The following is a 23,681-nucleotide window of genomic DNA, read 5'->3' as shown; positions in this document are numbered from 1 at the left end:
AGTAATTTCTTATAGGAAGTGAATATGTATTTAGGTATAGATCTAGGGACATCAAGTGTTAAAGTTATTGTTACTAACGAGTGTGGTGATATTTTAGCTAGCGCATCTTCACCATTGAACGTATCTCGACCTCACCCTTTATGGTCAGAACAAGAACCAACTGAATGGTTTTCTGCAACGACAAAAGCCGTTAGAGAAATTGCCAATATTCATGATTTAAGTTTGGTTAAAGCAATCGGACTTTCAGGACAAATGCATGGCGCCACACTATTAGATAAAAAAGGTAATTGCATTAGGCCTGCGATACTGTGGAATGATGGCAGGAGTCAATCAGAGTGCGAATTACTCGAGAAAGAAGTTCCAAATAGTCGTCAAATAACAGGTAATATCATGATGCCTGGTTTTACAGCCCCTAAAGTAAAATGGGTACAACAAAATGAGCCAGAGGTATTTGCACAAATAGACAAAGTCTTATTACCTAAAGACTACCTTCGCTTCTGCCTCACAGGAGAATTCGGAACGGATATGTCAGACGCTGCAGGTACAATGTGGCTTGATGTTGGAAAAAGAGAGTGGAATCAAGCGCTATTAGCAGCCACGGGGTTAAATATCTCTCACATGCCTAAACTGTACGAAGGTAATCAAATTACAGGCTATTTAAATGATAATTTAGCCCTTAAATGGGGAATGCATAACGTTCCAGTAGTAGCTGGTGGTGGCGATAATGCGGCTGGTGCTATCGGTGCTGGCATAATAAAGCCAGGTCAATCAATGTTATCACTCGGAACTTCTGGCGTTTATTTTGCTGTCAGCGATAGATTTACTATTAACCCAGAGTCTGCACTGCACAGTTTTTGTCATGCATTACCTAATACATGGCATACAATGTCAGTGATCTTAAGTGCTGCATCATGTTTAGATTGGGTTGTAAAACTGGTTAATTATGAATCAGTATCAGAAATGCTAAATGATGTAGAAAGTAATGCAAATCCAGAGTCAAACCTGCTATTCCTTCCCTATTTATCCGGAGAAAGAACCCCTCATAATGACCCACTTGCCTGTGGCGTTTTTTATGGTCTGAATCATAATACGACACGAAGTGACATGGCTCAGGCCGTTCTTCAGGGAGTTGGTTTTGCATTAGCCGATGGCTTAGATGCACTTCACGTTACGGGGCAGCAGCCCGAAGAAATCACATTGATTGGTGGCGGCACTCAAAGTCATTATTGGCGCCAAATGTTATGTGATATTTTCGCACAGTCGCTTACGCTTCGTGAAGGAGGTAATGTGGGCCCTGCATTGGGCGCTGCAAGGTTAGCGCAACTTGCTATAACCGAGAGTAAAACTCTCGAGGAGGTATGTCCAACGCCTCGCTTAATAGAAACACATCAACCCAATATGATACGTCACCACCACTATTCAAAATTACGTGAGAAATTTACACAGCTTTATCAGGCAACAAAACACATACATTAATCTTTATAATAAAACTTAATATTCAAGGCTACTTAACCAGTAGCCTTTTTTAGTTATGGGTCTTCATCACAATAATAAAATAGCGTAATACAATTATCGTTTATCGTAATTTATCCCATTGCTTGTAGGTATAAAAATAGCTCCACAATTCTAACATTTCCCTACGGAGCACAAAGTATGAAACATCCTAATGTTTTACAAATAACTCTCGTGGTCGCACTTGGCGGTCTCCTCTTTGGTTATGATACTGCTGTAATCTCAGGAGCGACAGAATCTCTGCAAATATTCTTTAACCTTAACCCAGCAGAGCTTGGCTTTGCCGCTGCATCCGCACTAATAGGTTGTGTTATTGGTGCAATCGCGGCCGGCTATACCAGTACAAAATACGGACGTCGTGGTGCGTTACTCATTGCGGCATTACTATTCTTTATTTCAGCGTTAGGCTCTGCTGTCCCAGACCAATATTGGACCTTTATTTTCTATCGCATTATTGGTGGTATTGGTGTGGGTATCGCTTCTATGGTTTCACCTATGTATATTGCTGAAATTGCACCACCACAGAAACGGGGAGCGCTTGTATCATGTAATCAGTTTGCAATTATCTTCGGTATGTTAGTGGTATACTTTGTCAATTATGGTATAGCCTTAATGGGCTCTGAATCTTGGCTAAACGAAATGGGCTGGCGTTATATGTTTGGTTCAGAAATGATCCCTGCAGGTCTGTTTTTCTTCTTATTATTTAGTGTCCCTGAAACTCCTCGATGGCTTGCAATGCGCGGACGTGATGAACAAGCCAAAGAACTATTATCTAAAATTAGCAAAGGAAAAGACTTTGATAGCCAATGGAAAGAGATAAAGGATTCATTGGTTGAAGTTAGTACCGCAAGTATCACCTCTCGAAAAATTTTACCTATTTTAGTGATCGGAATAATGTTGAGCGTTTTACAACAAGTCACTGGTATAAATGTTTTTCTTTATTATGCTCCTGTAATTTTAAAAAGTTTTAGTTCATCAAGTACTGATATAGCACTTCTCCAAACAATATTAGTTGGAGCGGTAAATCTTACCTTCACTGTTATTGCAATTATCACTGTTGATAAATACGGTCGAAAACCTCTCATGATGTTAGGTGCTGGTTTGATGGCTATTAGTATGATAGCTATCGGTACAGCGGCTTATTTGAACGCAATTGGTGGATATTTACTCGTCTTTGTGCTTACTTATATTGCTGCATTTGCATTATCGTTAGGTCCAGTTACTTGGGTACTTCTTTCTGAGATTTTCCCAAATAATGTTCGTTCAAAAGCCTTATCAATCGCTGTTTTTGCGCAATGGGTTGCTAACTATGCGGTATCTCAAACATTCCCAATGATGAATGATCAAAATAGTTGGCTATTTAAAGAGTTTAACGGTGGTTTTCCATTCTGGTTCTATGGTGTTATGGGTTTAGTAACAATTTATTTTGTCCATCGCTTTGTTCCAGAGACAAAAGGAAAGTCGTTAGAGGAATTAGAAGAATTGTGGGAAAAGCCTGATGAGTTGGAGACCGTTACTCATAACTAATTAGTGCTTAGTATGTTTTAAAAATAATTAAGTAAAAGTAAATTTGTAGCTAATAAGTATTCTTTGCTAAAAAATGCCTGACTTATCTCAGGCATTTTATTTATTACACTTCATCATCTAGCTGCAAATAAACGCACCCACAACAAAATAGCGCAAGTAAGTAAACATTAAATCCATTTTTTACTTTACAGTCAGCTTGCCTCCTCTCATTTTATTCTAATTAGGTATTTATATTTATATGAAAATCGATTAAGATTGCCATCATAAAAGCCCACAAATCTTACAAGGGTGACTAGAACACTTTTAGTCCGTAAGCGCTGACGTTATTGAGCGCGCTACAAATCATTTAATCAATGGTTCGATAGCGTGCGGAAAATCCCTATGTTATCGAATTTATAGGGAGAGTTATGACTAATTTAAAGTTGCAACAAATAATGACAAAGGGGGTATTTTATAATGAATAATTCCCTTTCATCTAATCGATTAACAGGCCTTACGCTACTAATAGCTATTGCATTCTTTATGGAGCAGCTTGATAGTACTATTGCTGTTACTGCAATTAACAATATTGCAGACGATTTATCTGTTCATTCGACTACAATAACAATGGCAATAGCTGTTTATATTATGACGCTTGCTATTTTCTTACCAATCGGTGGTTGGTCCGCTAAAAAATTTGGATGTAAAAACACTTTTTTATCTGCCATTATATTATTTACTGTCGGCTCTTTGGGTTGTGGCTTTAGTAATAATATATATTTATTCCTTAGTTCAGAGATTGTTCAAGGTGTTGGTGCGGCCTTAATGGTACCTGTCGGTCGTCTATTTGTTATTCAAAATAGTAAAAAGAGCGAACTTGCTAAGAGGATATCGATATTAGTTTGGCCTGGCTTAATTGCGCCAATATTTGGTCCATCATTAGGTGCATACATAACAACTTATTACTCATGGCACTGGATTTTCTTTATTAATATTCCAATTGCAATGATTTTATTTGTCTTAGCTTGGTACTTTTTACCTACAGAATATATTAATAAACAATCACGAATTAAGTTAGATTCACTCGGCTTTTTACTATCATCGCTTATGCTGGTAATGGGACTTGGAAGCTTAGACTGGCTGAGTAACTTTGGTATTAATAACATAGTACCTTGGGGATTGCTCACAAGTAGTGTTATTTTGGGGGTGTTATTAAACCATCATATTAGTAAATCTAAATCCCCTATCATTTCCTTAGCACCATGGAATAACGATGTTAACTTTAAACATACATTAATATCAGGAAGTATTTGTCGCGCTGCACTCAGTGGATTACCGATTTTAATCCCTTTGTTCCTTCAATCTGAACTTGGTCTATCAATGATTGAATCCGGTAATATTATTTTAACGATGTTTGCTGGTAACCTTTTGATGAAGATATTTACAACCTCGATAATAACTAAATGCGGGTTTAAAAAACCACTTATCATATCTTCATTAATAAGTGCATTATCAATATTAGGGTGTTGGTATGGTCAACATAATATTTTATATATTTGTGTAATGCTATTTTTAATTGGTTGTATGAGATCATTACAGTTTAGTTTATACAACACACTAGCATTTTCAGAACTACCAAAACCATATTTAAATTCAGCAAATGTATTAAACAACCTGTTTACTCAAATATCATTCGCTATGGGAATCACCTTGGTTTCTATATTTATACGGCTTGGAAGTGATAGTGGTTTAATATCATCTAATATTTCAATATTACCATTCTTGGGCTTTGCTTCGCTGGCATTATTACCTCTGTTTTTTTTACTCTTTATAGAAAAAGACTATGGTAATAGCGTTAGATAATAATTTTCATTTTATATAACTTAAATACCTCAGCCTTATTCGTTATTTTTATAAGGCGGAATTAATTTCAACGTTAAAGTTATTATTTAAATATTCTCCATCTAATAACATCATAAGGAAAATATTGATTAGCATAATATGAGATTTCTATATCATATAGGAAGTTTAACGAAATTAAAAAGGCCAGTCTGAAACTGGCCTTTTTATCTAATACAAATCACTATTTATAAATATAACGATTAACTACATTTTCTAATGTTTCTTGTTGACCAGAAATTGGTTTAGGTTGGAAATTATTGGTAATAGCTCTGTCTGTTAGTGCAGCTAATGATAAATTACCAGATAAGATTTCCTGACCTAATGGTTGACTCCAGCCTTTATAGCGCTCAGCAACATGTTGAGAAAGTTTATCATCCTTAAGCAAGTCAGCTGCATTTAATAATGATTTGGCCATTACATCCATTGCACCAATATGACCCGTGAATAAATCGCTGTTATCAATAGATTGGCGACGCACATGCGCATCAAAATTAAGCCCACCAGTTGTAAAACCACCAGCTTTTAAAATTTCGTACATAACTAATGTATTTTCTTCAACACTTACAGGGAATTGATCCGTATCCCAGCCTAATTGTGGGTCACCTCTATTAGCATCAATAGAGCCAAAGAGGCCTAATGAAATAGCTGTTGCGATTTCATGATGAAAACTATGGCCAGCTAAAGTTGCATGATTCGCTTCAATGTTTACTTTAACTTCATTTTCCAAACCAAACTGTTTTAAAAATCCGTACACAGTCGCAACATCATAATCGTACTGATGTTTAGTTGGCTCTTGTGGTTTAGGTTCAATTAGAATTGCCCCTTTAAAACCAATTTTATGCTTATGCTCAACAACCAATTGAAGCATACGCCCTAACTGTTGGCGCTCTTGGCGTAAATCAGTATTTAAAAGTGTTTCATAACCTTCTCGCCCACCCCATAAAACGTAGTTCTCTCCACCAAGTCTTTTAGTTGCCTCCATTGCATGAGAAATTTGACTTGCTGCATACGCAAATACTTCTGGATTAGGGTTTGTAGCTGCGCCACTCATATAACGAGGGTTTGAAAAAGCATTCGCTGTCCCCCAAAGTAATTTTAAGCCGGTTTCCTCTTGCTTCTGTTCAAGAATATCCACCATTTCAGAGAAATTATTACGGTATTCAAAAAGAGAGCTTCCTTCAGGCGCAACATCAGTATCATGAAAACAATAGTAAGGAACGCCAAGTTTAGAGAAGAATTCAAAAGCAGCATTTGCTTTTGCTTTTGCCATTTCTAATGGGTTTGATGGTTGCTGCCAGCGACGGTCAAATGTCGGTGAACCAAAAACATCAGCACCAGGCCAACAAAAGTTATGCCAATAACAAGCCGCGAATCGTAAATGCTCCTTCATCGTTTTACCTAGTACCACTTGATCTGGCTGATAGAAACGAAACGCTAATGGATTGTCACTTTCTGGTCCTTCAAACTCAATTTTTGTAATACCTTGGAAATATTCAGTCATTGTTTTACATCCTGATTTGTTTTGAAAGTAAGACTATCCTGACTGATTTCCCCTTCTTCGCTCAATTATGTTATTTCACACCATTATTCATGAATTTAGTATCTGTGTCCTTGCTCTCATATTTGATAATCAAACAACTTGCTTTATTAAAAAACATCGTGATCTAATGATCTATTTTTATTTATTAGTAACTTATCCAACACTTCGAAGAAGAATCTTACTTTCGATGTGACATGTTTACGTGTTGGGTAAAGGGCATAAACGTCAATTTCAGGGAATATGTAATCATCAAATAATAACGTTAAGTCACCTGATTGTAGTTGTGTCTCAATATAAAATTCAGGTACACGGATAATACCCAATCCTTTTGTAACCAGTTCTAGTGACATTTCCGTATTATTGCTCAATACACGCTGCTGTACCTCGACTAGCGTTTTGTTGCCTGCTTTATCTAGGTATTCCCACATATTGAATTTTTTCAAATTTGTATAGCAAAAGCAGCTGTGAGCGGATAATTCGGACGGATGTTGAGGGTAGCCATGGTCTTTTAAATACTGTTTTGTTGCCACTGTGCAAATTCTACTTCTATAGATACGCTTACAAATTAGACTCGAGTCATCTAATTTAGCAGTTGCACGGATAACTAAATCATAACCGTCGGCAATCACATCAATAGGCTTATCACTCATATCTAGATCAAGTGTTACTTCAGGATATCGAGATAAATATGTTGTGAAAACATCGGCTAAATAATGTTTGCCAAACCAAACTGGACAACTCACTTTTAGCGTTCCTTTTGGCTCAACGGTACTTTGTGTTATTTCCGCAATAGCTTGTTCTGCATCACTAATCAGTTGAACACACTCTTGATAATAAGTCTTCCCTTCAGGAGTTAAAGCAATGCTCCTTGTGGTGCGATTAAGTAGTCGAACCCCTAATCGGCTTTCAAGTTTGGTGATTTCTTTACTTACATAAGAATTAGAGTGTCCTGTAACTTCGGCAGCTGCACCAAAGCCACCGCACTTCACTACTTGGACAAACACAGTGATGCCATCAAACAATTTATTATTAGCCATTTGGAATCTATCTAATCACTTTTAGCCTATTAATTACACCTGAACTCTAATATACACTCTGCACAAAGGTTAACATCGGCATGTTGTTAAAAGACTTGTGGATATGGGGATTTAAAAATGAAACTACTTGCTTTTGCGGCATCGAATAGCCAACACTCTATCAACCGTGCATTAGTGACTTATGCGGCATCACAAGCTAATACCGATGACGTTGAAATTTTAGATCTTAATGATTTTGAGATGGCGATTTACAGTATTGACCGTGAAAATAATTCAGGCATTCCAGAGCAAGCACAAATCTTTTTCGATAAGATTGGCCAAGCGGATGCTATTTTAATTTCGTTTGCAGAATATAACGGTTCATATACATCGGCTTATAAGAATATTTTCGATTGGACCTCACGTATAGATCAAAAGGTATTCCAAAATAAACCTGTGATCATGCTAGCTACTTCTCCAGGTCCTGGTGGCGCTGCTAGCGTATTAAATAGTGCTGTTACGTCTGCACCTTATTTTGCAGCCGAGGTGGTAGGATCATTATCTATACCTAGTTTCTATCAGAACTTTGATTTAGAAAAAAACAAATTGAATAACGATGATTTAAACCAGCAGTTAACAGAACTAGTTAATAAATTAGAACGTTAACAGCCTACAAAAGAAGCAAACATAAGACTGATGATTTTTATAATCAAATCGCTTTATATGTGAGAGTGGTAAAAAACAAAAACTCACCATTAGTCACTCTAATTAGCTACATGATAAATTATAAGATTGCTGTATCAATACACTAGATATAGCAATCTTCTTTTCACTGCCACTATTCAGTTGCCACCATCACACTTGACGCTTTAATGACAAGAAAAGCCTCTTTTCCAACCGTAGGCCCTAATTAATCACAAGTCTACTTAGTCAAAATAGATGTTAATTCTACATTCGGCGCCACTTCAACAGTCACTTCCCCAAATTCTATATTGGTGACAATCCCCTTTAGCTGATTTCTTGCACTTTATTTCATTTTACATCCCACACTCGATGAATTACTCACAAAGCTTAACAGCTCTGCACCTAAATCCTTTTATAGTGTAGATAAACAACTAAAAATTACGGAATACCACAAATCAAAATATATCTCACACAAGACATAATAAAAAATAGATCGCTATTCATAGTAAAAATGTCGTAATTCTCAATTTTCTCTATAAAAACAATCATTATCGACAATATTGGTCACATTTAAACATTTGAAACGTGAAATTCGTATAATTATGTATCATGCTTAAAGAGCAGTAGCGTTAAAGGAGTACGCTTATGAGCACAAGGTTATGCGAAACTGCCAGCCTAGAACTCGAAGTTCAAAGTGCTGTGCAGCAAATCCTAACCACTATGGCATTAAATCCATCATCTAATAGCCATAGTGCAAAAAAAAATGCGTGTATCTTTCAAAATAAGATCACTTACACGCTCTACTTACTTCTGCAATCATTTCAAGGAGAGTCTCTCAATACCATCAGCAAGCAATGCCATTATGGATCGAGTGTCAGCTTTCAGGATTTTGATCAAATAAGACAGAAATTGACAGAGGTTATTCGTCAATCACAGCACGACTTTGCTATTAAAGCGGCTAATAGGCGTGGAACACTTACCCATATCACTTTGAAAGAAACAGCTGATTTGGTTGAAAATACATTTAATACTGAATGTGAAATGGTCATGTCTGCTTTATCTATTCAACAAATTACATCACTCATAAACGCATTTACAAAGCAAGAAGATATAGCACAAAGTCTCGATCTTGTATTTAGCCGAGTTATTGTTAATCAAGATATTGATGAAGGGTTTCAACTATCAAAGCAAGCGACATATAAACTTGTCGAACAAATTTCACACTCGATTACTGGTGAACTATGCCAACTTATTTTGACGCAACATATCAGCCAACAACACCAAGAGGATTTTGAGCAATACTTACAGACAGTCAGAACGCTTGCTGAGCATTTTGTAAGTCAATCTTATTTGCTCAATGCTCCTTTTCTAATAGATAAGACTGATTTCGATAATTTAGAATAACTAAAAGTAGCAGGATTTAATTTCCTGCTACTCACTTTTTAAAATCATAGCTATGCAATATTTCTAAGCATTATCCTAATTTTCAAAATCATCTACCCCTTTAAAACATATTTGTTTTTTATTAAATGATATAAATCCAATAAAACCTATTACAACGCACATAATACAAACAGCTAACCAAGCATGATTAACATACAATAAAGCTGAAATTTTAGAACCAAAAATACCACCCAATATAAATGAAGTCATATAGCAACTTGCAGCTTGTGATTCATTTCCATTACAATTTATATATATATTAGATTGATTATTAACGTGTATTAATTGAATCATAGCATCAATAATTATTGATCCAATAGCAAGAATAATTATATTATTTTGAATTACAGATAGTATAAAAAATGTCATTAATAGTATAAAAAAAAGTGGTTTACTATTATATTTTATTTTGTTTAATATACTATTAGAAAAAATAGAAACAGAAACTCCTGCAACGCCAGTTAAAGAGAACAAACCTATATATATTTGATTTAATGAAAAGTTATCTGAAAGATATATTGATATATTATTCCAAAACGCAGAAAATACTGCCATTACCATAAAACCATATATACTATAAATTCTTACATCCTTATTTTTAAACAAAAGCGACAAGCTATTTATAACAATATCAATATATTTAAACGCTTTTTTTGTGGTTTGTTTAAACTCTTGTGGAAGTACCTTTTGAATTGCAAATAATGAGACGATCATCATTATTGATGAGAATAAATAAATACTTCTCCAGTTCCAAATAGAAGTAAATAAACTTGATAAAAAACGTGATGATAGAGCACCTAACAATACACCAGACATTATTTTACCAATATACATTATTCCAAAATCTGCATGAGTACTAATATATGAGATCGTGATTGGAATGATACAAACACCAATACCAAGAAAAAATGAACAAATATATATCTCATAAATATTTGTAGAAATAAACAAAAGTATACAGGAAAGGGATAATGTTAAAAATAATATACTGATTAACTGTTTTCTGTCAAAAAAATCACCTAATGGAGTTATAAATATTAGAGATGTGACATTACCTGCTAAAGATATAGTGTAAATCATTGACACCATATAATATGAAATATGTAAATCATTCATAACGATAGGTACAATCGATTGGATGTAATATATATTAGCAACTGTAAAGCCACATATTACAGGTAATAAAAATGAGACCCATTTTTTATTTGATGCCAAAATATACCTCAATAGTTTAAAAAATTACAATATAAAAGGAAGAAAACTATATTTTAGAAACAAACTAATATCAAACAACTTTTAGTTATTACACTATGACTAAAAGTACTCCTATTAAAAAATAATAATATAACGACTACGCAAACGACCTCTGATTCCCCCCCCTTAAAAACCAATAACCAAAAACACTTAAAACAAAGCGAAGTAATAAATTAACAATTTTTATTAAATATAATTGAAAGTTATTTTAAACTAGCAAGAATATGAACACATGTAGTTACTTAGGAATAGTAATATATATTCCTATCTTTTAAATGGACATTAGCTTATTAAAGACTAAATCTCTCCACACAAACGCCTAAATAAGCAATGAATTATAAGATTAAGACATTATTTTTTATCTAATAGTACATATTATAAATTTTTACCATCCGTAAGCCTTGACCAGTCAATAATAATTTTGTAATTACTTCCCCATTAAATAAGACAATAAATTAAAACGTTAACATTTAGTCTATTGATAATTAGTTAAAAATTATTAACAATTTGAAATAATTTCGCTTGATTGTGTCATAATATTGAAAACCATTGTTAATGTGATACAATTCACATCATATTGTTAACTGATTCCATTCGACTAAACAAAAATATTTAATGACATACACTATTGGCAAAGCAACTTTTTATCCTAAATTGAATCTTATTCGAATAGATAACCGTGAAGTAACACTTGATTTTAATGAAGTTAAAATCATTCATTTCCTACTGAAAAATAAAAACAAAGTAATCTCTGTTAATAAGATCAAAAATAATTGTTACTTAGATGAGGGAAATGTTGAGGATATCGTTAAAAAAACTATTAAAAACATACAGAAGTTGATTAATAGCCACAGCAGTGACGGCACGATTTTGCTTTCCTTTGCTAGCATTGTATATTTCAAGTTTAAAGAGGGAGATAAATCTAATTATGGCCTTCTTAAGAGACTTTTCGTTACTTTGTCTATTTTTCTAATTATCACTTCTGTTTATATATTTTTCCATACTCCTAAACGTGAATATGTTGACCAAAATTTAGATATTTATAGCATCAATAACAATGGTCACACAGTTAAGATAATTAACAATATCAACAATAATATTAACAATAATATCCTAGCCCATTTAAAGAAAATAAATAATCAAGATATCACTCTTTTTTACTTTGAAAATGAAAATGATGTTACTTTTTCCGTGCTAAAGGATAAGAATGTTAGCATAAAAAGCCATGTCATTAGCAAATCACCACCAAAGCTTTTACTTTCAGAGTTGGATAGAGTATTAAAATTGTGAAGAAATACTATTTACTATTAATAACATCATTTTTTATTTTTTCATTTTCTGTAGGACATTATATTGATTATAAATACTCCACTCTTATCGATGGCTTTTGGTCTGCCAAAGAAATCAAAAAAATGAGCGATAATAGTAGTCCAATTATTACTGAGAGAAACTTAAAAATTGATGGTTATTCATTCAAAAGTACAATTGTTAATAAGGGAGGAAATGACCATCATATTATTGTGTATGAATATAGTGGAAAATTGAATCCTATAAATGAAACCAGTTATGATTTCATTTCAGACACTTTTACTTTGCAATTTCCCAAAAACTCATGGAATCACGATTTATTATCAGAGACTTACCAACGAAAAGAGCAAGCTCATGAACATGGAACTGGTAAAGTACTCTATTACCGTAACAAAACATGTGTTGTTATTCACGAAAGACAACAGAAGATCGTTATTTACAATAGACTTACATAAAAAAATTTCCCCAATAGCATACTATAAAAGCTTATAATTACTCATAAATTTTTCAATTTTTAGAATTTATACTAAAAATAAGATTACTCTTTTTGAAAGATAGCAAAGTTATCTGTAATAATTTCTTTTTTATCAATGTGTTATGTTATGTCATCGTGGTTTTTATGAGAAGGGAAAGTTCATATGAGTATTTTCAACTTGTATTACAAAAAAAATCCTAGCAATATGCGCGATCTCTTTTGAAATTGGAAATATGTAATGACTATGGAATTTAAGTAATATCCTCCATTGCGAGTTTTCATTTACTTGCATAGTCATTACAATATTTTAAGAAAATGTATTTTGAATCAACAACAAAGCAATTAAAACGCTACACTAAAACAATTTGGGGAAAAACAATGAGTCCTGAAGATAAGCAATTTGCCGTTATTGGTCTTGGCAGATTTGGTATGTCACTTTGTCAAGAACTTAGCGAACGCGGTGCTCAAGTACTTGCTATCGATCTTGATGAAACCTGTGTGCGTAAAGCGGCTGATGTCGCAACTCAAGCTGTTGTTGCTGATTGTTCAAATGAAGCTACCATTTCTGAGCTAAAATTGGACGATTATGATCTTGTTATGGTGTCAATAGGTGAAGATGTTAATGCTAGTATTCTTACCACCCTTCTTTTAAAAGAGGCGGGAGTAAAAACTGTGTGGGTTAAAGCTAAAGATACATCACATAGCAAAATCTTATCAAAAATTGGGGCTGATAAGATCATCCGCCCAGAACGTGATATGGGTATTCGGATAGCTCGTAATATGTTGGACAAACGTGTTTTTGAGTTCTCTGAGCTAGGCAGTGGTATCTCTCTTGCTGAAGTGGTCGTTACGGCAAAAAATATGGGACGTAAAATCTCTGAACACCCATGCGGCTCTCATAAAGAAACCCAAGTATTAGCACTAAAACGAGGTCCTGAAGTGCGTAAAGATCCTGACCCAAGCACTGAATTACAAGTTGGTGATATTTTAATTATCACCGGCCCTGAAAAAATACTAAATGATACTTTAAGAAAGCTATGAGTTTCATTCCAAACAGGGGCATGTATGTCCCAATCAAAACTGACAACCATAAGAAAAGATGGTCTGAACCTCAGATCATCATTTTTAGTTTTTTAGCCATTTTAATACCCGCAGCAATCCTGCTTACATTACCAGCATTTTCAGTCTCAGGACTGAGTTTTGCTGATGCTCTATTTACTGCGACCTCAGCAATCAGTGTAACAGGCCTAGGTGTAGTTGATACAGGCTCACATTTTTCCACTAGTGGTAAAGTGTTACTAATGTTACTCATGCAAATTGGCGGTTTAGGGCAAATGACATTGTCTGCCGTTTTACTTTACATGTTTGGATTACGTTTAAGTCTACGTCAACAAGCATTAACGAAAGAACAATTAGGACAAGATAAATTCACAAATATTCGCCGCCTTGTAAAACACATCATTATCTTTGTGCTTATTTGTGAATTAATCGGTATATTTTTTCTGTCGCTACGCTGGGTACCTCAGATGGGTTGGGAGCAAGGTTTATTCTTTGCTGTCTTCCATTCTATTTCAGCCTTTAACAATGCTGGTTTTTCTTTATTCTCTGATGGCTTAACACGGTATGTTGATGACCCACTCGTTATCATCACGATTTCATCACTATTCATATTAGGTGGTTTAGGTTTTACTGTTATCTCTGATATTAAACGAAATGCACACCGTGGATTCCACTTTTTATCTTTGCATTCAAAAATAATGATAATAGCAACACCTATCCTACTATTTGCTGGTACCGTAATAATTTGGCTTTTAGAACACCATAATAGCCATACTCTAGGGCCACTCAATGAATCAGGGCAATGGTTAGCAGCCTTTTTCCAATCTGCTACAGCACGTACAGCCGGTTTCAACAGTGTTGATATTGGTAAATTTACCGAACCAACTATGTTGGTCATGATGCTATTAATGCTTATTGGTGCAGGTTCAACATCTACAGGTGGTGGTATTAAGGTATCAACCTTTGTCGTAGCCATTTTGGCAACATGGTCGTTCTTAAAGCAACGTGATCGTGTAGTACTGTTTAAGCGCACAATTTCAAACCAAACAGTGACGAAATCATTAGCTATCATTGTTGTTAGTGGCATTGTACTTACCATTGCAATGTTTGCCTTAATGATCACGGAAAAAGCACCATTCTATGAGGTAATGTTTGAAACCATTTCAGCATTTGCAACAGTAGGCGTTACTGCGGGTTTAACTGCAACCTTATCTGAACCCGGTAAATATATCATGATAGTAGTCATGATCATTGGTCGTTTAGGACCTCTAACCTTGGCATACATGTTAGCTCGTCCTAAACCAACCTTGCTTAGATACCCTGAAGACAACGTGGCTGCTGGCTAAAGCTTTTTCGAGGTATAAACAGAAAAAGGCTTGTTCTTGAAATCTATTAGAACAAGCCTTTTTCTTATTTACTCTATATATCAAGCCTTATCAGCTTTACCGGCTGCGTTAGCAAATTTTGCTAATTGCTTATCTAACCAAAGAGGCGATTTACCGTTATCTTCAGCGCACTCTTTCCGACGAATTGCATTACGCACCATCATCGCACCACACCATCGAATTGGCTCAGGCGGAAAACTACCTTTAGGCCCTGATACAAGACCACTTTGGCTCCACTCATTCTTTTGTTCGAGTACTAATGAAGATAATATTTGCCCACCAATCCAAGTTTGTGCCACTCCATTTCCCGAATAACCTAAACCATAAACAATATCTTTATTGCCATCTAATTGGCCGAAAAATGGTAAGCCCGTCGTTGAACGATCCGATGCGCCAGTCCACGTCGCAGCAAATTTTTCTTCTTCAAGCTTTGGAAAAAGCTTATTAAATGATCGTCGCAACAGCTTGCTATAACGACTCGGTGAATCAAATACTTTGCTAATTTTATTACCATAGGAGAAATAATTCCCTCCTTTGCCCAGCATTAAACGCCCTTCGGACGTAGAGCGATAATAGTGCACAAAAATACGTGAATCGATAACTGTTTTACCATCTTTTAATCCCATCTCATTAAGCTTTTCAGGAATTGGTTGAGTGATAGCCATATCAGAGCTAACTAAAACGACATTTCGTTTGAACTGCGGAAATTGTTCTAGCATCCATGCATTTAACGCGAGTACAACTTTTTTGGTAAAAATATCGCCTTCTGGTGTCGTGATTGAAATTGGAATTTCTGTGCTGATATTTTCCATAGGAGTATTTTCATAAATTTTAATCCCCATGTTTTCAGCAACATGCTTAAGTCCACGCGCTAATAACGCAGGTTGTACGCTTGCTGCTGCGGGTGAATAAAACCCTTCACAATGTAGCTTTGAGCCAGCTTCTTGCTGGACCTTATCATGTTGCCACTCCTGCCAACTATTCACTTCATGTTTAGATAGTTGTTCAAGTACACCTTTCATTGCACCTTGCTGCGCTTTATTTGTTGCTGTATATAAAGTGCCATTAAGACGTAGATCAGCATCAATATTATTTTCTTTACAAAAATCAGCTATTTCATAAACAGCACGTTCAGATGCTTGTACTAGTTTTACCGCTTCCTCTTCACCGTAGAGTTTCTTCATGGAGGAATATTTAGTTGACCATGTCAGCATACATCCCCCATTTCGACCAGATGCACCACTACCACATAAGCCTTTATCTATAATCACAATGTCGAGATTCGGCTGCTGTTTCTTTAGCTCAATAGCGGTCCATAAACCAGTGTAACCACCTCCAACAATACATACATCCGTTTGAATATCGTGTTTGAGTGAGGTAACTGTATTATCAGATTCTTTCTTTAATGCTTCTGAAAACCAAAATGGTTGGAAATGACTATTATTATGCATACCCTACTGCCCCCTTAATTGGTATAGACCACTAAAGAAACAATAAAATCTTTGTATGACGTTTTAATAACAATAAAGAATTGAAATATAAATTTAATATAATAAAAAGCCACGCTATAACGTGGCTTCTTATTTAATTAAAATTATTTATTATTAACAATTTTAAACTTCGTAACGACTGCGCTATGATCTGATACCCAACTAACCGGATGGTAATGAGTTACATAACTTTTCACTGGCTTTAAACTATAGTTTAGATCATCATTATTACGATACATAATATGATCAATCCTTCCCCATGCTAACTTATCTCTCTGAAACCACCAACTTCCTGTATATCCTGGGTCTTTTTTAACACTAGGATGTACAACTCTATATGAGTCTTTAAAATGCATATCATCAATCAACTTAGATGACATTGCTAATTTTAATTCAGCATAAGTTTTGACATTACTTTCAATAGAATTATCACCAAAATCTGAATTCATGACAGTATTAAAATCACCAACAATCAAGTCAGTTGTTTTAGGATTTTGAGGCTTAAATAAGTTTTCTTCAACTTTATTAAGTGAAGCTAATTTATAATTTAATTCATCATTTTGAATTCCATTCCAATTTTCAACTGTATAGGATTGATTATAAGCAATGTCCCATGCATTAAAATTAGATGATTTAGGGTGCATAATACCTAAACTATAATTTCTATCGTTTTCATCATCTTTTAATTTAACAGACATAGATTTATCTGTTTCATTTTCTACAACTTCAATATCAAATCGAGAAACTATCGCTGGTGAATAGCGACTTCTATGACTATGCTTTTTATAGTGCCACCCTAATTCTTTTGCAACTGACTCTGCATTAAAATATCCTTCTGTTAACACAGCGATATCCGCTCCTGCATTTTTGATCACTTCAGCAATATAATGTGAACCATATCTATGTGCAGCCATAGTTCCGTTACTACTTATCCCCCATACATTAAACTCCATTACTGTAAGAGAATTTTTATGTTTTTCCTTTAAATCTTTGTCATTTAGTCTTGTTTTAAATTCGAAGGTATCACTCATTTTATCGTTATAAGAAACACGCCAAAAATACCTTTTATTTCCATCTAAGGTTTTATCTACATGAACTTTATTACTGTAAGTTTCATTACTATAAATAATATTTTTAAATTTTTTATCTGTTGATATTTCAACGAAATATACAGCATCATCTGGCTGCATTGCTGGATGAGTTAACCAGCTTAAATCAGGGTTTAATTTAACATTTTTAATTGTATCTGATGGTGTTGGATTAAAGACTGGAACAAAGATTGGATCTTTTTTCAAATCAAAATGATATATTGATTTAACTTGATCATTTGATAAAGAACCAGTGAATAAGCGGAAATCACCAATTAAAAATTGACCGTGATTTCCTATTTTTTTACTTCCGTCGTCTAAAGTCTCCGTTTCTTTACCTAAGGTAGTCACCCCCCCTAATTCAAAGTCAACATGTTCTTTATAAACAACTTCCCCATCAACATATACTTTTAACTTGTTTTCTGTTCGGGATATCAAAATATGCTGCCATTTCCCAGGCTTTAGATTTTTATAAATAGGCTTTGAATTTGAACCATTATTTTCTTCCATCCATAATACATTATTTTCATCAATAGCTAATGATCTTATACCACTATATATGTAATTTTTCTGATTATTTAAATCTTTTATTTCATATTTAATTCTAAAAGATGCAGATGTATTAGGACTCTGGTTTTTTAGATAAAAGTTAAATAACTTTATACTTGTATCAGCAGGTATAAGTATATTATTTAACTCATCAACAACAATTTCACCTGTTCCAAAATACTTCTGATCTTGATAATAAGGAACATCAGTATATATATTTTTTACTTTATTACTGCTTTCTTTAACAAAATGGACTATTTCGTCAATATTACTGATCTTATGATGAGGATGTAGAAAACAAGAGTATAAACCATTATCATTATTAATGGTCAGTTTACTCTCTCCATGTAAATTAAAGCTTTCACACGTGAAAAATTCATTCTTTGACTGATTAAAGATCCTAATATTAGCGATATCCCCCTCTTTAACGAAGTCTTTTAAACAAGGTGTATAATTATTATATTTTTGATTTTGATGTGCCTTTACTCCACCATAACAACTATCTGGAACTTGATTTATATACGGGATAAGTGTGTTGTTGTCAGTATCGTTATGAATATCAATTTCAAATGAATTTGCATTAGCAGAACATAGTGCCCCAACAAATAAAGCCAAATATTTCATCATCACTCCTTTTTTGGTATATACCAAGCAATAGTAATAATGAAACATTACAATTTGACCTTGTTTTCATTAAGGTTAATTGTCCTTTTTAAATTACATTATCTTTAATTTAAAAAGGGATGCTAAATGCATCCCTTTTTATTTATTCATCATATTAAATTATTGTCTGCTATGGCTTTTCACCTTGTGCAAGGCGAAGATTAATATCAGCCACTACTCTAGGTAAATCTGCAATGGTATCAATTTGATAGTGGGCACCAGAATGACTAAACGCTTTTTGCGCTTTTTCACGTGCCGCGTTTAAAGTATCAATATCGGCAGATTCAAATTGCTCTTGAGTTAAGCCAGCTTCGTTACCAGATAATAATAACGCCACAGTCCACATCCCTGCATTTAATCCTTCACTAATGCCAGGAACAGAGTCATCCACTTTAATACACGTTGTAACATCACCAAGTCCTAGTTCTAGCATGTTTTTTAGTGCCATAAAGGCTGCAGGACGACCACCTACAGCTAGATCATCAGTGGCAACAACGCAATCAGGTACAAAGCCATTAGCATTTAAAGCAGGCAGTAAGGCGTCTAGCACTGCGCGAGGATAACCAGTACATGCACCTATTTTAATATCTTGCTCACGTAACCCAGCCACAACACTTTCTGTGCCTGGAATTAAATCAGCATGCTCACCAACTTTTGCAATTTGTAATGGCATAAACGTTTCATAAATCGCATCAATGTCTGATTCTTCCATTTTACGACCAAACTGTGCGTGCCAGCGCTCTGCAACTTCCGGTAACTCACCCACCGCCTTAATGTGATCCCACTTCCCTAACCCCATTGGTACACGGGCTTCTTGTAATGAAATATCAAAATCAAAACCGCGTCGAAATGCCTCTACAAAGATGGTGGTTGGTGCAAATGAACCAAAATCAACCACGGTTCCAGCTAAATCAAAGATCACACCCTTAATCTGTTTCATTTTCTATCCTTTTAATTTTTCACATCAATTCAGTCAATAACGATTTCGCTAATAGCTTGCTCGACAATATCTAATGCACGGGCAAGATCTTCTCGCTTGATAATCAGTGGGGGGCTTAATTGTAGTACGTTACCTTGCGAGACTTTAAAACTTAGACCTAGCTCTAAGCAGCGATATAGCACTTGTTCAGCAGCGTCATGAGCGCGTGTTTTAGTTAGGCGATCGGTGACAAGTTCAATCCCCCATAACAACCCTAACCCTCTTATATCGCCAATGACGGGATAAGATTTTTGCATTTGAGATAAACGCTCAGATACATAATCTTGGTCTTGCTTTACTTTATCTAATAGCTTTTCAGATTCGATGACATCAATGGTCGCAAGCGCGGCGGCACAACCTATCGGACTTTTCTCATGGGTGTAGTGACCCAATGAAATATCAGCAGCTTGGTTATATTTATCTTTAGTAATTAAGGCCGCAAATGGCACAACACCACCACCTAAGCCTTTGCCGATACATAAAATATCAGGTTCAATTCCAAAAGCTTGATAGCTAAACCAGTTACCCGTTCTTCCCATACCATTTGGAATATCATCAATGATCAGCAAAACATTGTGTTTGTCACATATTTCACGTACCCGTTGCCAGTAGGCTTTTGAAGGCACTTGCACATCAGTATTGCGTAACCCTTCTGCGATAAACGCTCCTACACCGCCCTCTTTTTCAATGACATATTCAAGGTAGTCGGCGTAATGTAAATCGCTATTATCTTCACGTGGAAATGCACCTCGATAGGTAATCGGTGGTGGAATACGCTCGACGCCAGCCATTAATGGTCCCATCCCCTGCCGAAAACACGCTTCACCACCTACTGATATGGCATCTAAAGACGCGCCATGAAATGAATCCCACAACGAAATCACTTTCGCATTACCCGTAACAATGCGGGCTAATTTCAATGCCATACCAACCACGGATGTTCCACCGGGAGCAAACAGCACGCGATCGAGTTCTCCACCAGCGATTTCTGTTAGTTTCTTTGCACAATCTATTGCAGCTTGATGAGTAAAACGTCGTGGAGCAAAGGGCAATTCAATCAATTGTTGTTGAATTCTTTCCAACACTTTAGGGTGGCCATAACCCAGCTGGTGAACGTTATTACCATGAAAATCCATATAACGTTTACCACTAATATCTTCGATATATATACCGTTGGCCGCTGCTAATGCGTTCATACAAGGTGTAGACATGGATTGATGTAAAAAGTACTCGCTGTCTTGCTCTAACATTGCTTCAGTTTGCGGTGAGTTTAAGTTTCGATACCACTGTTTTCGAGCCTCAGTAGTATTGGTATCCCCCTCACAACGCAGATACAGATTTTTTTCAGCAGTCATACTCATTATTGTGTAGCCTTCTGCCAAAACATGGTTTGCGCAATTGCATCTAATAAACGGTGAATATCATCGATATGGACGTCACCAATGTTACCAATACGGAAACAATCAGCGTTTGAAACTTTCCCCGGATAAATAACAAAACCATGTGATTTCAACTGAGTATAAAACTCTTTAAAATCGTAATTTGGCGCTGTTGGTGAGTAAAATGAAGTGATAATTGGTGAATGAAGTGATTGAGGTAGTAAACACCTGAAGCCTAATGACTCCATGCCCTTTACAAGTAAGCGTTGATTCGATAGATAGCGTTGATAACGAGCTTTCACACCACCTTCTTGTTCTAGCTCTAACATGGCTTGATAGAAAGCACGTACGGTATGCGTAGGAGAGGTAAAACGCCACTTACCGTTATTTTTCTCCATACAATCCCATTGATCATAGAGATCTAGCGATAATGATCGTGCTCGTCCTTGGCATTGTTTTAACTCTGACGTTTTTGCAATAACAAAGCCAAATCCAGGCACGCCTTGAATACATTTATTAGCAGAGCTGATCATAAAATCAACACCAAGCTCACCAATATCCATTGGAATACCACCAAAACTCGACATTGCATCTAAGATCATGATCTTATTACGTGATTTAACTAAATCACAAACCGCTTCAATCGGGTTCAACATACCTGTCGTGGTTTCACAATGTACCATGGCAACATGTGTAATATCTGAATCGGCATCCAACAAATTAGCAATATGCTCAAGATCTGGCTGTTCAACTTCACTTAGCTCAATAATATGATGCTCAATATTTAAATACTCAGCAATTTGAGTGATGCGCTTGCCATAAGCACCATTATTAATGACTAATAATTTGCCATCAGCAGGGATAACTGTGCCAATTGTTGCTTCTACTGAGGCGCTCCCACTCCCTTGCATCAGTACTGATGTGTAGCCGTTATATTCTGTTGCCAAATCAACCAATTTAGTGCGAATCACTTCAACAATATCTTTGTTGTAATCATCGTCCCATGTACACCAGTCTTTTAACATTGCCTCACGGACAGACTGCGTTGTTGTCAAAGGGCCGGGGGTTAACAGCAAGTATTGATTCGTCGAGTTTTCCATCTTTTAATCTCATTTGGACTATACCAGTTTAAAAAACTATAACGAGTTAAAAACCAAGCTGTAAATGGCTCATCTAAAGAGTTAATAAAAGATTCATATTAGAAAACTCTCAACTTTGTTTAGTCATATAAGCCACATAAAACCGCCTTAAAACTGAAATACAGTAATCATCTAAGCGTCATAAAGACCCCCTAGCATCGTAATGGCTCACAAACTGGTACATACCAAAATTACGACACTGAGTTAGATTTTATCAATCATGGAGATACAACAATGAAGAACCGTTGGATACTAGCCCCTCTTGCTGCTATTTCAGTACTTTCAGCTACACATGCTTTTGCCGCAGAGGAACTAACGGTATACAGTGCATTTGAAACCGATATGTTAGCTAAATTTAAAGATGGTTTTGAAAAAGCTAACCCAGATATCAAAATCAAATGGGTACGTGACTCAACAGGGATCATGACTGCAAAATTACTTGCTGAAAAAGACGCACCACGCGCTGACGTTGTTTGGGGCTTAGCTGGATCTTCTATGGCATTACTGAAAGAAAACGGCATCTTAAAACCGTATTCTCCAAAAGGTTTAGATCAAGTTCGCCCTTCTCTTATTGACCCACAAGCAAATAAAGCATGGTTTGGTAACGACGCATTTTTTAATGCGGTTTGTTATAACGAAGTGGTTGGAAAGAAACTCGGTTTAACTAAACCTGAATCTTGGCAAGATTTACTAAAACCTGAATACAAAGGCCATATTGCAATGCCTAACCCTGCTTCTTCGGGTACTGGCTATATGCAAGTTTCAGCATGGTTACAAACCATGGGAGATAAAGCTGGCTGGGAATACATGGCTAAGCTTGATAAGAACATTGATCATTACACTCATTCAGGCTCTAAGCCATGTGTTCAAGCGGCACAAGGTGAAGTAGCTGTCGGTATCTCTATGGCCATTCGCGGTGCAACACTTAAATCACAAGGAGCACCTATTGACGTGATCATGCCTAAAGGTGGTGTTGGCTGGGAAGCGGAAGCTGTTGGTCTTGTAAATAATAAATCGGCAGCGGCGAAGCGCCTAGTCGATTGGTCAATTTCAGCTGATGCGAACAAATTATACAACGAATTCTATCCAGTCGTAGGTCGTAAAGCAGAATCTAAACCAGTACCAAACTATCCTGATGTTGAAAAAGCGATGGTTAAAATGGACTTCTCAAAAATGGCGTCATCTCGCAAAGACGTACTAAGAACATGGTCCGAAAAATTTGATTCGAAATCTGAGCCAAAATCTTAATTAATCTAACTTTAAAACGCCGAGCCTATCACAGGCTCGGCTTTTTAAATGCATAATGCATT

The 23,681-nt window shown here is 35.6% G+C and carries 18 protein-coding genes; 10 read left to right on the top strand and 8 right to left on the bottom strand.

All coding sequences use genetic code 11. From position 1 onward, the window contains the following. Positions 1-24 precede the first annotated feature (24 nt). From xylB to CTN01_RS10450, 3 genes are all read left to right on the top strand, one after another. Entirely contained in the window at positions 25-1,476 is a 1,452-nt protein-coding gene (xylB, locus tag CTN01_RS10460) for a xylulokinase (RefSeq protein ID WP_045147403.1), read from the top strand. A 177-nt stretch (positions 1,477-1,653) separates the two neighbouring features. Next, a complete protein-coding gene (xylE, locus tag CTN01_RS10455) occupies positions 1,654-3,039 on the top strand; it encodes a D-xylose transporter XylE (RefSeq protein WP_045082244.1) in 1,386 nt (461 codons plus the stop codon). Between the two features lie 456 nt (positions 3,040-3,495). Next, complete coding sequence (locus CTN01_RS10450; protein WP_045130071.1) at positions 3,496-4,881, top strand: MFS transporter; 1,386 nt, start codon at positions 3,496-3,498, stop codon at positions 4,879-4,881. Positions 4,882-5,101: 220 nt separating this feature from the next. Here CTN01_RS10450 and xylA read toward each other — a convergent pair whose 3' ends face one another. Both xylA and CTN01_RS10440 read right to left on the bottom strand, forming a co-directional pair. Beyond that, the gene (gene xylA / locus CTN01_RS10445; protein WP_045147404.1) at positions 5,102-6,421 is read right to left on the bottom strand and encodes a xylose isomerase; all 1,320 of its coding nucleotides are present in this window, start codon (positions 6,419-6,421) and stop codon (positions 5,102-5,104) included. Positions 6,422-6,567: 146 nt separating this feature from the next. Then, the gene (locus tag CTN01_RS10440) at positions 6,568-7,497 is read right to left on the bottom strand and encodes a LysR family transcriptional regulator (RefSeq protein WP_045147405.1); all 930 of its coding nucleotides are present in this window, start codon (positions 7,495-7,497) and stop codon (positions 6,568-6,570) included. Positions 7,498-7,614: 117 nt separating this feature from the next. On the opposite strand from CTN01_RS10440, the gene CTN01_RS10435 reads away from it, so the two are divergent. Next, positions 7,615-8,142: an NADPH-dependent FMN reductase gene (locus CTN01_RS10435; protein WP_045082247.1), complete on the top strand. Its 528-nt coding sequence runs from the start codon at positions 7,615-7,617 to the stop codon at positions 8,140-8,142. Positions 8,143-8,805: 663 nt separating this feature from the next. Continuing rightward, complete coding sequence (locus CTN01_RS10425) at positions 8,806-9,564, top strand: hypothetical protein (protein ID WP_045127569.1); 759 nt, start codon at positions 8,806-8,808, stop codon at positions 9,562-9,564. Between the two features lie 75 nt (positions 9,565-9,639). Here the strand turns inward: CTN01_RS10425 and CTN01_RS10420 are convergent, their stop codons facing one another. Further along, positions 9,640-10,818, bottom strand: coding sequence for an MFS transporter (locus tag CTN01_RS10420; RefSeq protein ID WP_107188288.1), 1,179 nt, complete (start codon positions 10,816-10,818; stop codon positions 9,640-9,642). A 654-nt stretch (positions 10,819-11,472) separates the two neighbouring features. Between CTN01_RS10420 and CTN01_RS10415 the strand changes: the two genes are divergently transcribed. The 4 genes from CTN01_RS10415 to CTN01_RS10400 all read left to right on the top strand — a co-directional run bounded on the left by CTN01_RS10415 (position 11,473) and on the right by CTN01_RS10400 (position 15,045). Then, positions 11,473-12,147, top strand: coding sequence for a hypothetical protein (locus CTN01_RS10415; RefSeq protein ID WP_045082250.1), 675 nt, complete (start codon positions 11,473-11,475; stop codon positions 12,145-12,147). After that, positions 12,144-12,620, top strand: coding sequence for a hypothetical protein (locus CTN01_RS10410; protein WP_045147408.1), 477 nt, complete (start codon positions 12,144-12,146; stop codon positions 12,618-12,620). The genes CTN01_RS10415 and CTN01_RS10410 overlap by 4 nt, the downstream gene beginning before the upstream one ends. A 398-nt stretch (positions 12,621-13,018) precedes the next feature. Then, positions 13,019-13,681 carry a potassium channel family protein gene (locus CTN01_RS10405; protein ID WP_039871986.1) on the top strand — a complete coding sequence of 221 codons (663 nt, stop codon included), beginning with the start codon at positions 13,019-13,021 and terminating at the stop codon, positions 13,679-13,681. A gap of 20 nt (positions 13,682-13,701) precedes the next feature. Continuing rightward, positions 13,702-15,045, top strand: coding sequence for a TrkH family potassium uptake protein (locus tag CTN01_RS10400; RefSeq protein WP_236687988.1), 1,344 nt, complete (start codon positions 13,702-13,704; stop codon positions 15,043-15,045). 80 nt (positions 15,046-15,125) lie between these two features. Here the strand turns inward: CTN01_RS10400 and CTN01_RS10395 are convergent, their stop codons facing one another. From CTN01_RS10395 to phnW, 5 genes are all read right to left on the bottom strand, one after another. Then, positions 15,126-16,535 (bottom strand): FAD-dependent oxidoreductase, encoded by a 1,410-nt coding sequence (locus CTN01_RS10395; protein ID WP_045147409.1) that lies wholly within the window; start codon positions 16,533-16,535, stop codon positions 15,126-15,128. Between the two features lie 143 nt (positions 16,536-16,678). Continuing rightward, positions 16,679-18,838: an endonuclease/exonuclease/phosphatase family protein gene (locus tag CTN01_RS10390; RefSeq protein ID WP_211317080.1), complete on the bottom strand. Its 2,160-nt coding sequence runs from the start codon at positions 18,836-18,838 to the stop codon at positions 16,679-16,681. Between the two features lie 166 nt (positions 18,839-19,004). Beyond that, complete coding sequence (gene phnX / locus CTN01_RS10385) at positions 19,005-19,814, bottom strand: phosphonoacetaldehyde hydrolase (RefSeq protein ID WP_045147417.1); 810 nt, start codon at positions 19,812-19,814, stop codon at positions 19,005-19,007. Positions 19,815-19,843: 29 nt separating this feature from the next. Continuing rightward, a complete protein-coding gene (locus CTN01_RS10380) occupies positions 19,844-21,208 on the bottom strand; it encodes an aspartate aminotransferase family protein (RefSeq protein ID WP_045147607.1) in 1,365 nt (454 codons plus the stop codon). A gap of 5 nt (positions 21,209-21,213) precedes the next feature. Next, positions 21,214-22,332 (bottom strand): 2-aminoethylphosphonate--pyruvate transaminase, encoded by a 1,119-nt coding sequence (gene phnW / locus CTN01_RS10375; RefSeq protein ID WP_045082256.1) that lies wholly within the window; start codon positions 22,330-22,332, stop codon positions 21,214-21,216. A 273-nt stretch (positions 22,333-22,605) separates the two neighbouring features. On the opposite strand from phnW, the gene CTN01_RS10370 reads away from it, so the two are divergent. Then, on the top strand, positions 22,606-23,619 hold the full coding sequence (locus tag CTN01_RS10370; RefSeq protein WP_045082257.1) for a putative 2-aminoethylphosphonate ABC transporter substrate-binding protein: 1,014 nt from the start codon (positions 22,606-22,608) through the stop codon (positions 23,617-23,619). Positions 23,620-23,681: the final 62 nt, after the last annotated feature.

The sequence above is a fragment of the Photobacterium angustum genome (assembly GCF_003026365.1).
Lineage (GTDB): Bacteria > Pseudomonadota > Gammaproteobacteria > Enterobacterales > Vibrionaceae > Photobacterium > Photobacterium angustum.
The sequence above is the reverse complement of the archived record's forward strand: the minus strand, read 5'-3'. Positions and strand labels throughout refer to the sequence as shown.

Excerpts from the sequence above, each read along its gene's own strand:
- xylB (WP_045147403.1), top strand. The coding sequence starts at position 25 with ATGTATTTAGGTATAGATCTAGGGACATCAAGTGTTAAAGTTATTGTT.
- xylE (WP_045082244.1), top strand. The coding sequence starts at position 1,654 with ATGAAACATCCTAATGTTTTACAAATAACTCTCGTGGTCGCACTTGGC.
- CTN01_RS10450 (WP_045130071.1), top strand. The coding sequence starts at position 3,496 with ATGAATAATTCCCTTTCATCTAATCGATTAACAGGCCTTACGCTACTA.
- xylA (WP_045147404.1), bottom strand. The coding sequence starts at position 6,421 with ATGACTGAATATTTCCAAGGTATTACAAAAATTGAGTTTGAAGGACCA.
- CTN01_RS10440 (WP_045147405.1), bottom strand. The coding sequence starts at position 7,497 with ATGGCTAATAATAAATTGTTTGATGGCATCACTGTGTTTGTCCAAGTA.
- CTN01_RS10435 (WP_045082247.1), top strand. The coding sequence starts at position 7,615 with ATGAAACTACTTGCTTTTGCGGCATCGAATAGCCAACACTCTATCAAC.
- CTN01_RS10425 (WP_045127569.1), top strand. The coding sequence starts at position 8,806 with ATGAGCACAAGGTTATGCGAAACTGCCAGCCTAGAACTCGAAGTTCAA.
- CTN01_RS10415 (WP_045082250.1), top strand. The coding sequence starts at position 11,473 with ATGACATACACTATTGGCAAAGCAACTTTTTATCCTAAATTGAATCTT.
- CTN01_RS10405 (WP_039871986.1), top strand. The coding sequence starts at position 13,019 with ATGAGTCCTGAAGATAAGCAATTTGCCGTTATTGGTCTTGGCAGATTT.
- CTN01_RS10400 (WP_236687988.1), top strand. The coding sequence starts at position 13,702 with ATGTATGTCCCAATCAAAACTGACAACCATAAGAAAAGATGGTCTGAA.
- CTN01_RS10395 (WP_045147409.1), bottom strand. The coding sequence starts at position 16,535 with ATGCATAATAATAGTCATTTCCAACCATTTTGGTTTTCAGAAGCATTA.
- CTN01_RS10390 (WP_211317080.1), bottom strand. The coding sequence starts at position 18,838 with ATGATGAAATATTTGGCTTTATTTGTTGGGGCACTATGTTCTGCTAAT.
- phnX (WP_045147417.1), bottom strand. The coding sequence starts at position 19,814 with ATGAAACAGATTAAGGGTGTGATCTTTGATTTAGCTGGAACCGTGGTT.
- CTN01_RS10380 (WP_045147607.1), bottom strand. The coding sequence starts at position 21,208 with ATGACTGCTGAAAAAAATCTGTATCTGCGTTGTGAGGGGGATACCAAT.
- phnW (WP_045082256.1), bottom strand. The coding sequence starts at position 22,332 with ATGGAAAACTCGACGAATCAATACTTGCTGTTAACCCCCGGCCCTTTG.
- CTN01_RS10370 (WP_045082257.1), top strand. The coding sequence starts at position 22,606 with ATGAAGAACCGTTGGATACTAGCCCCTCTTGCTGCTATTTCAGTACTT.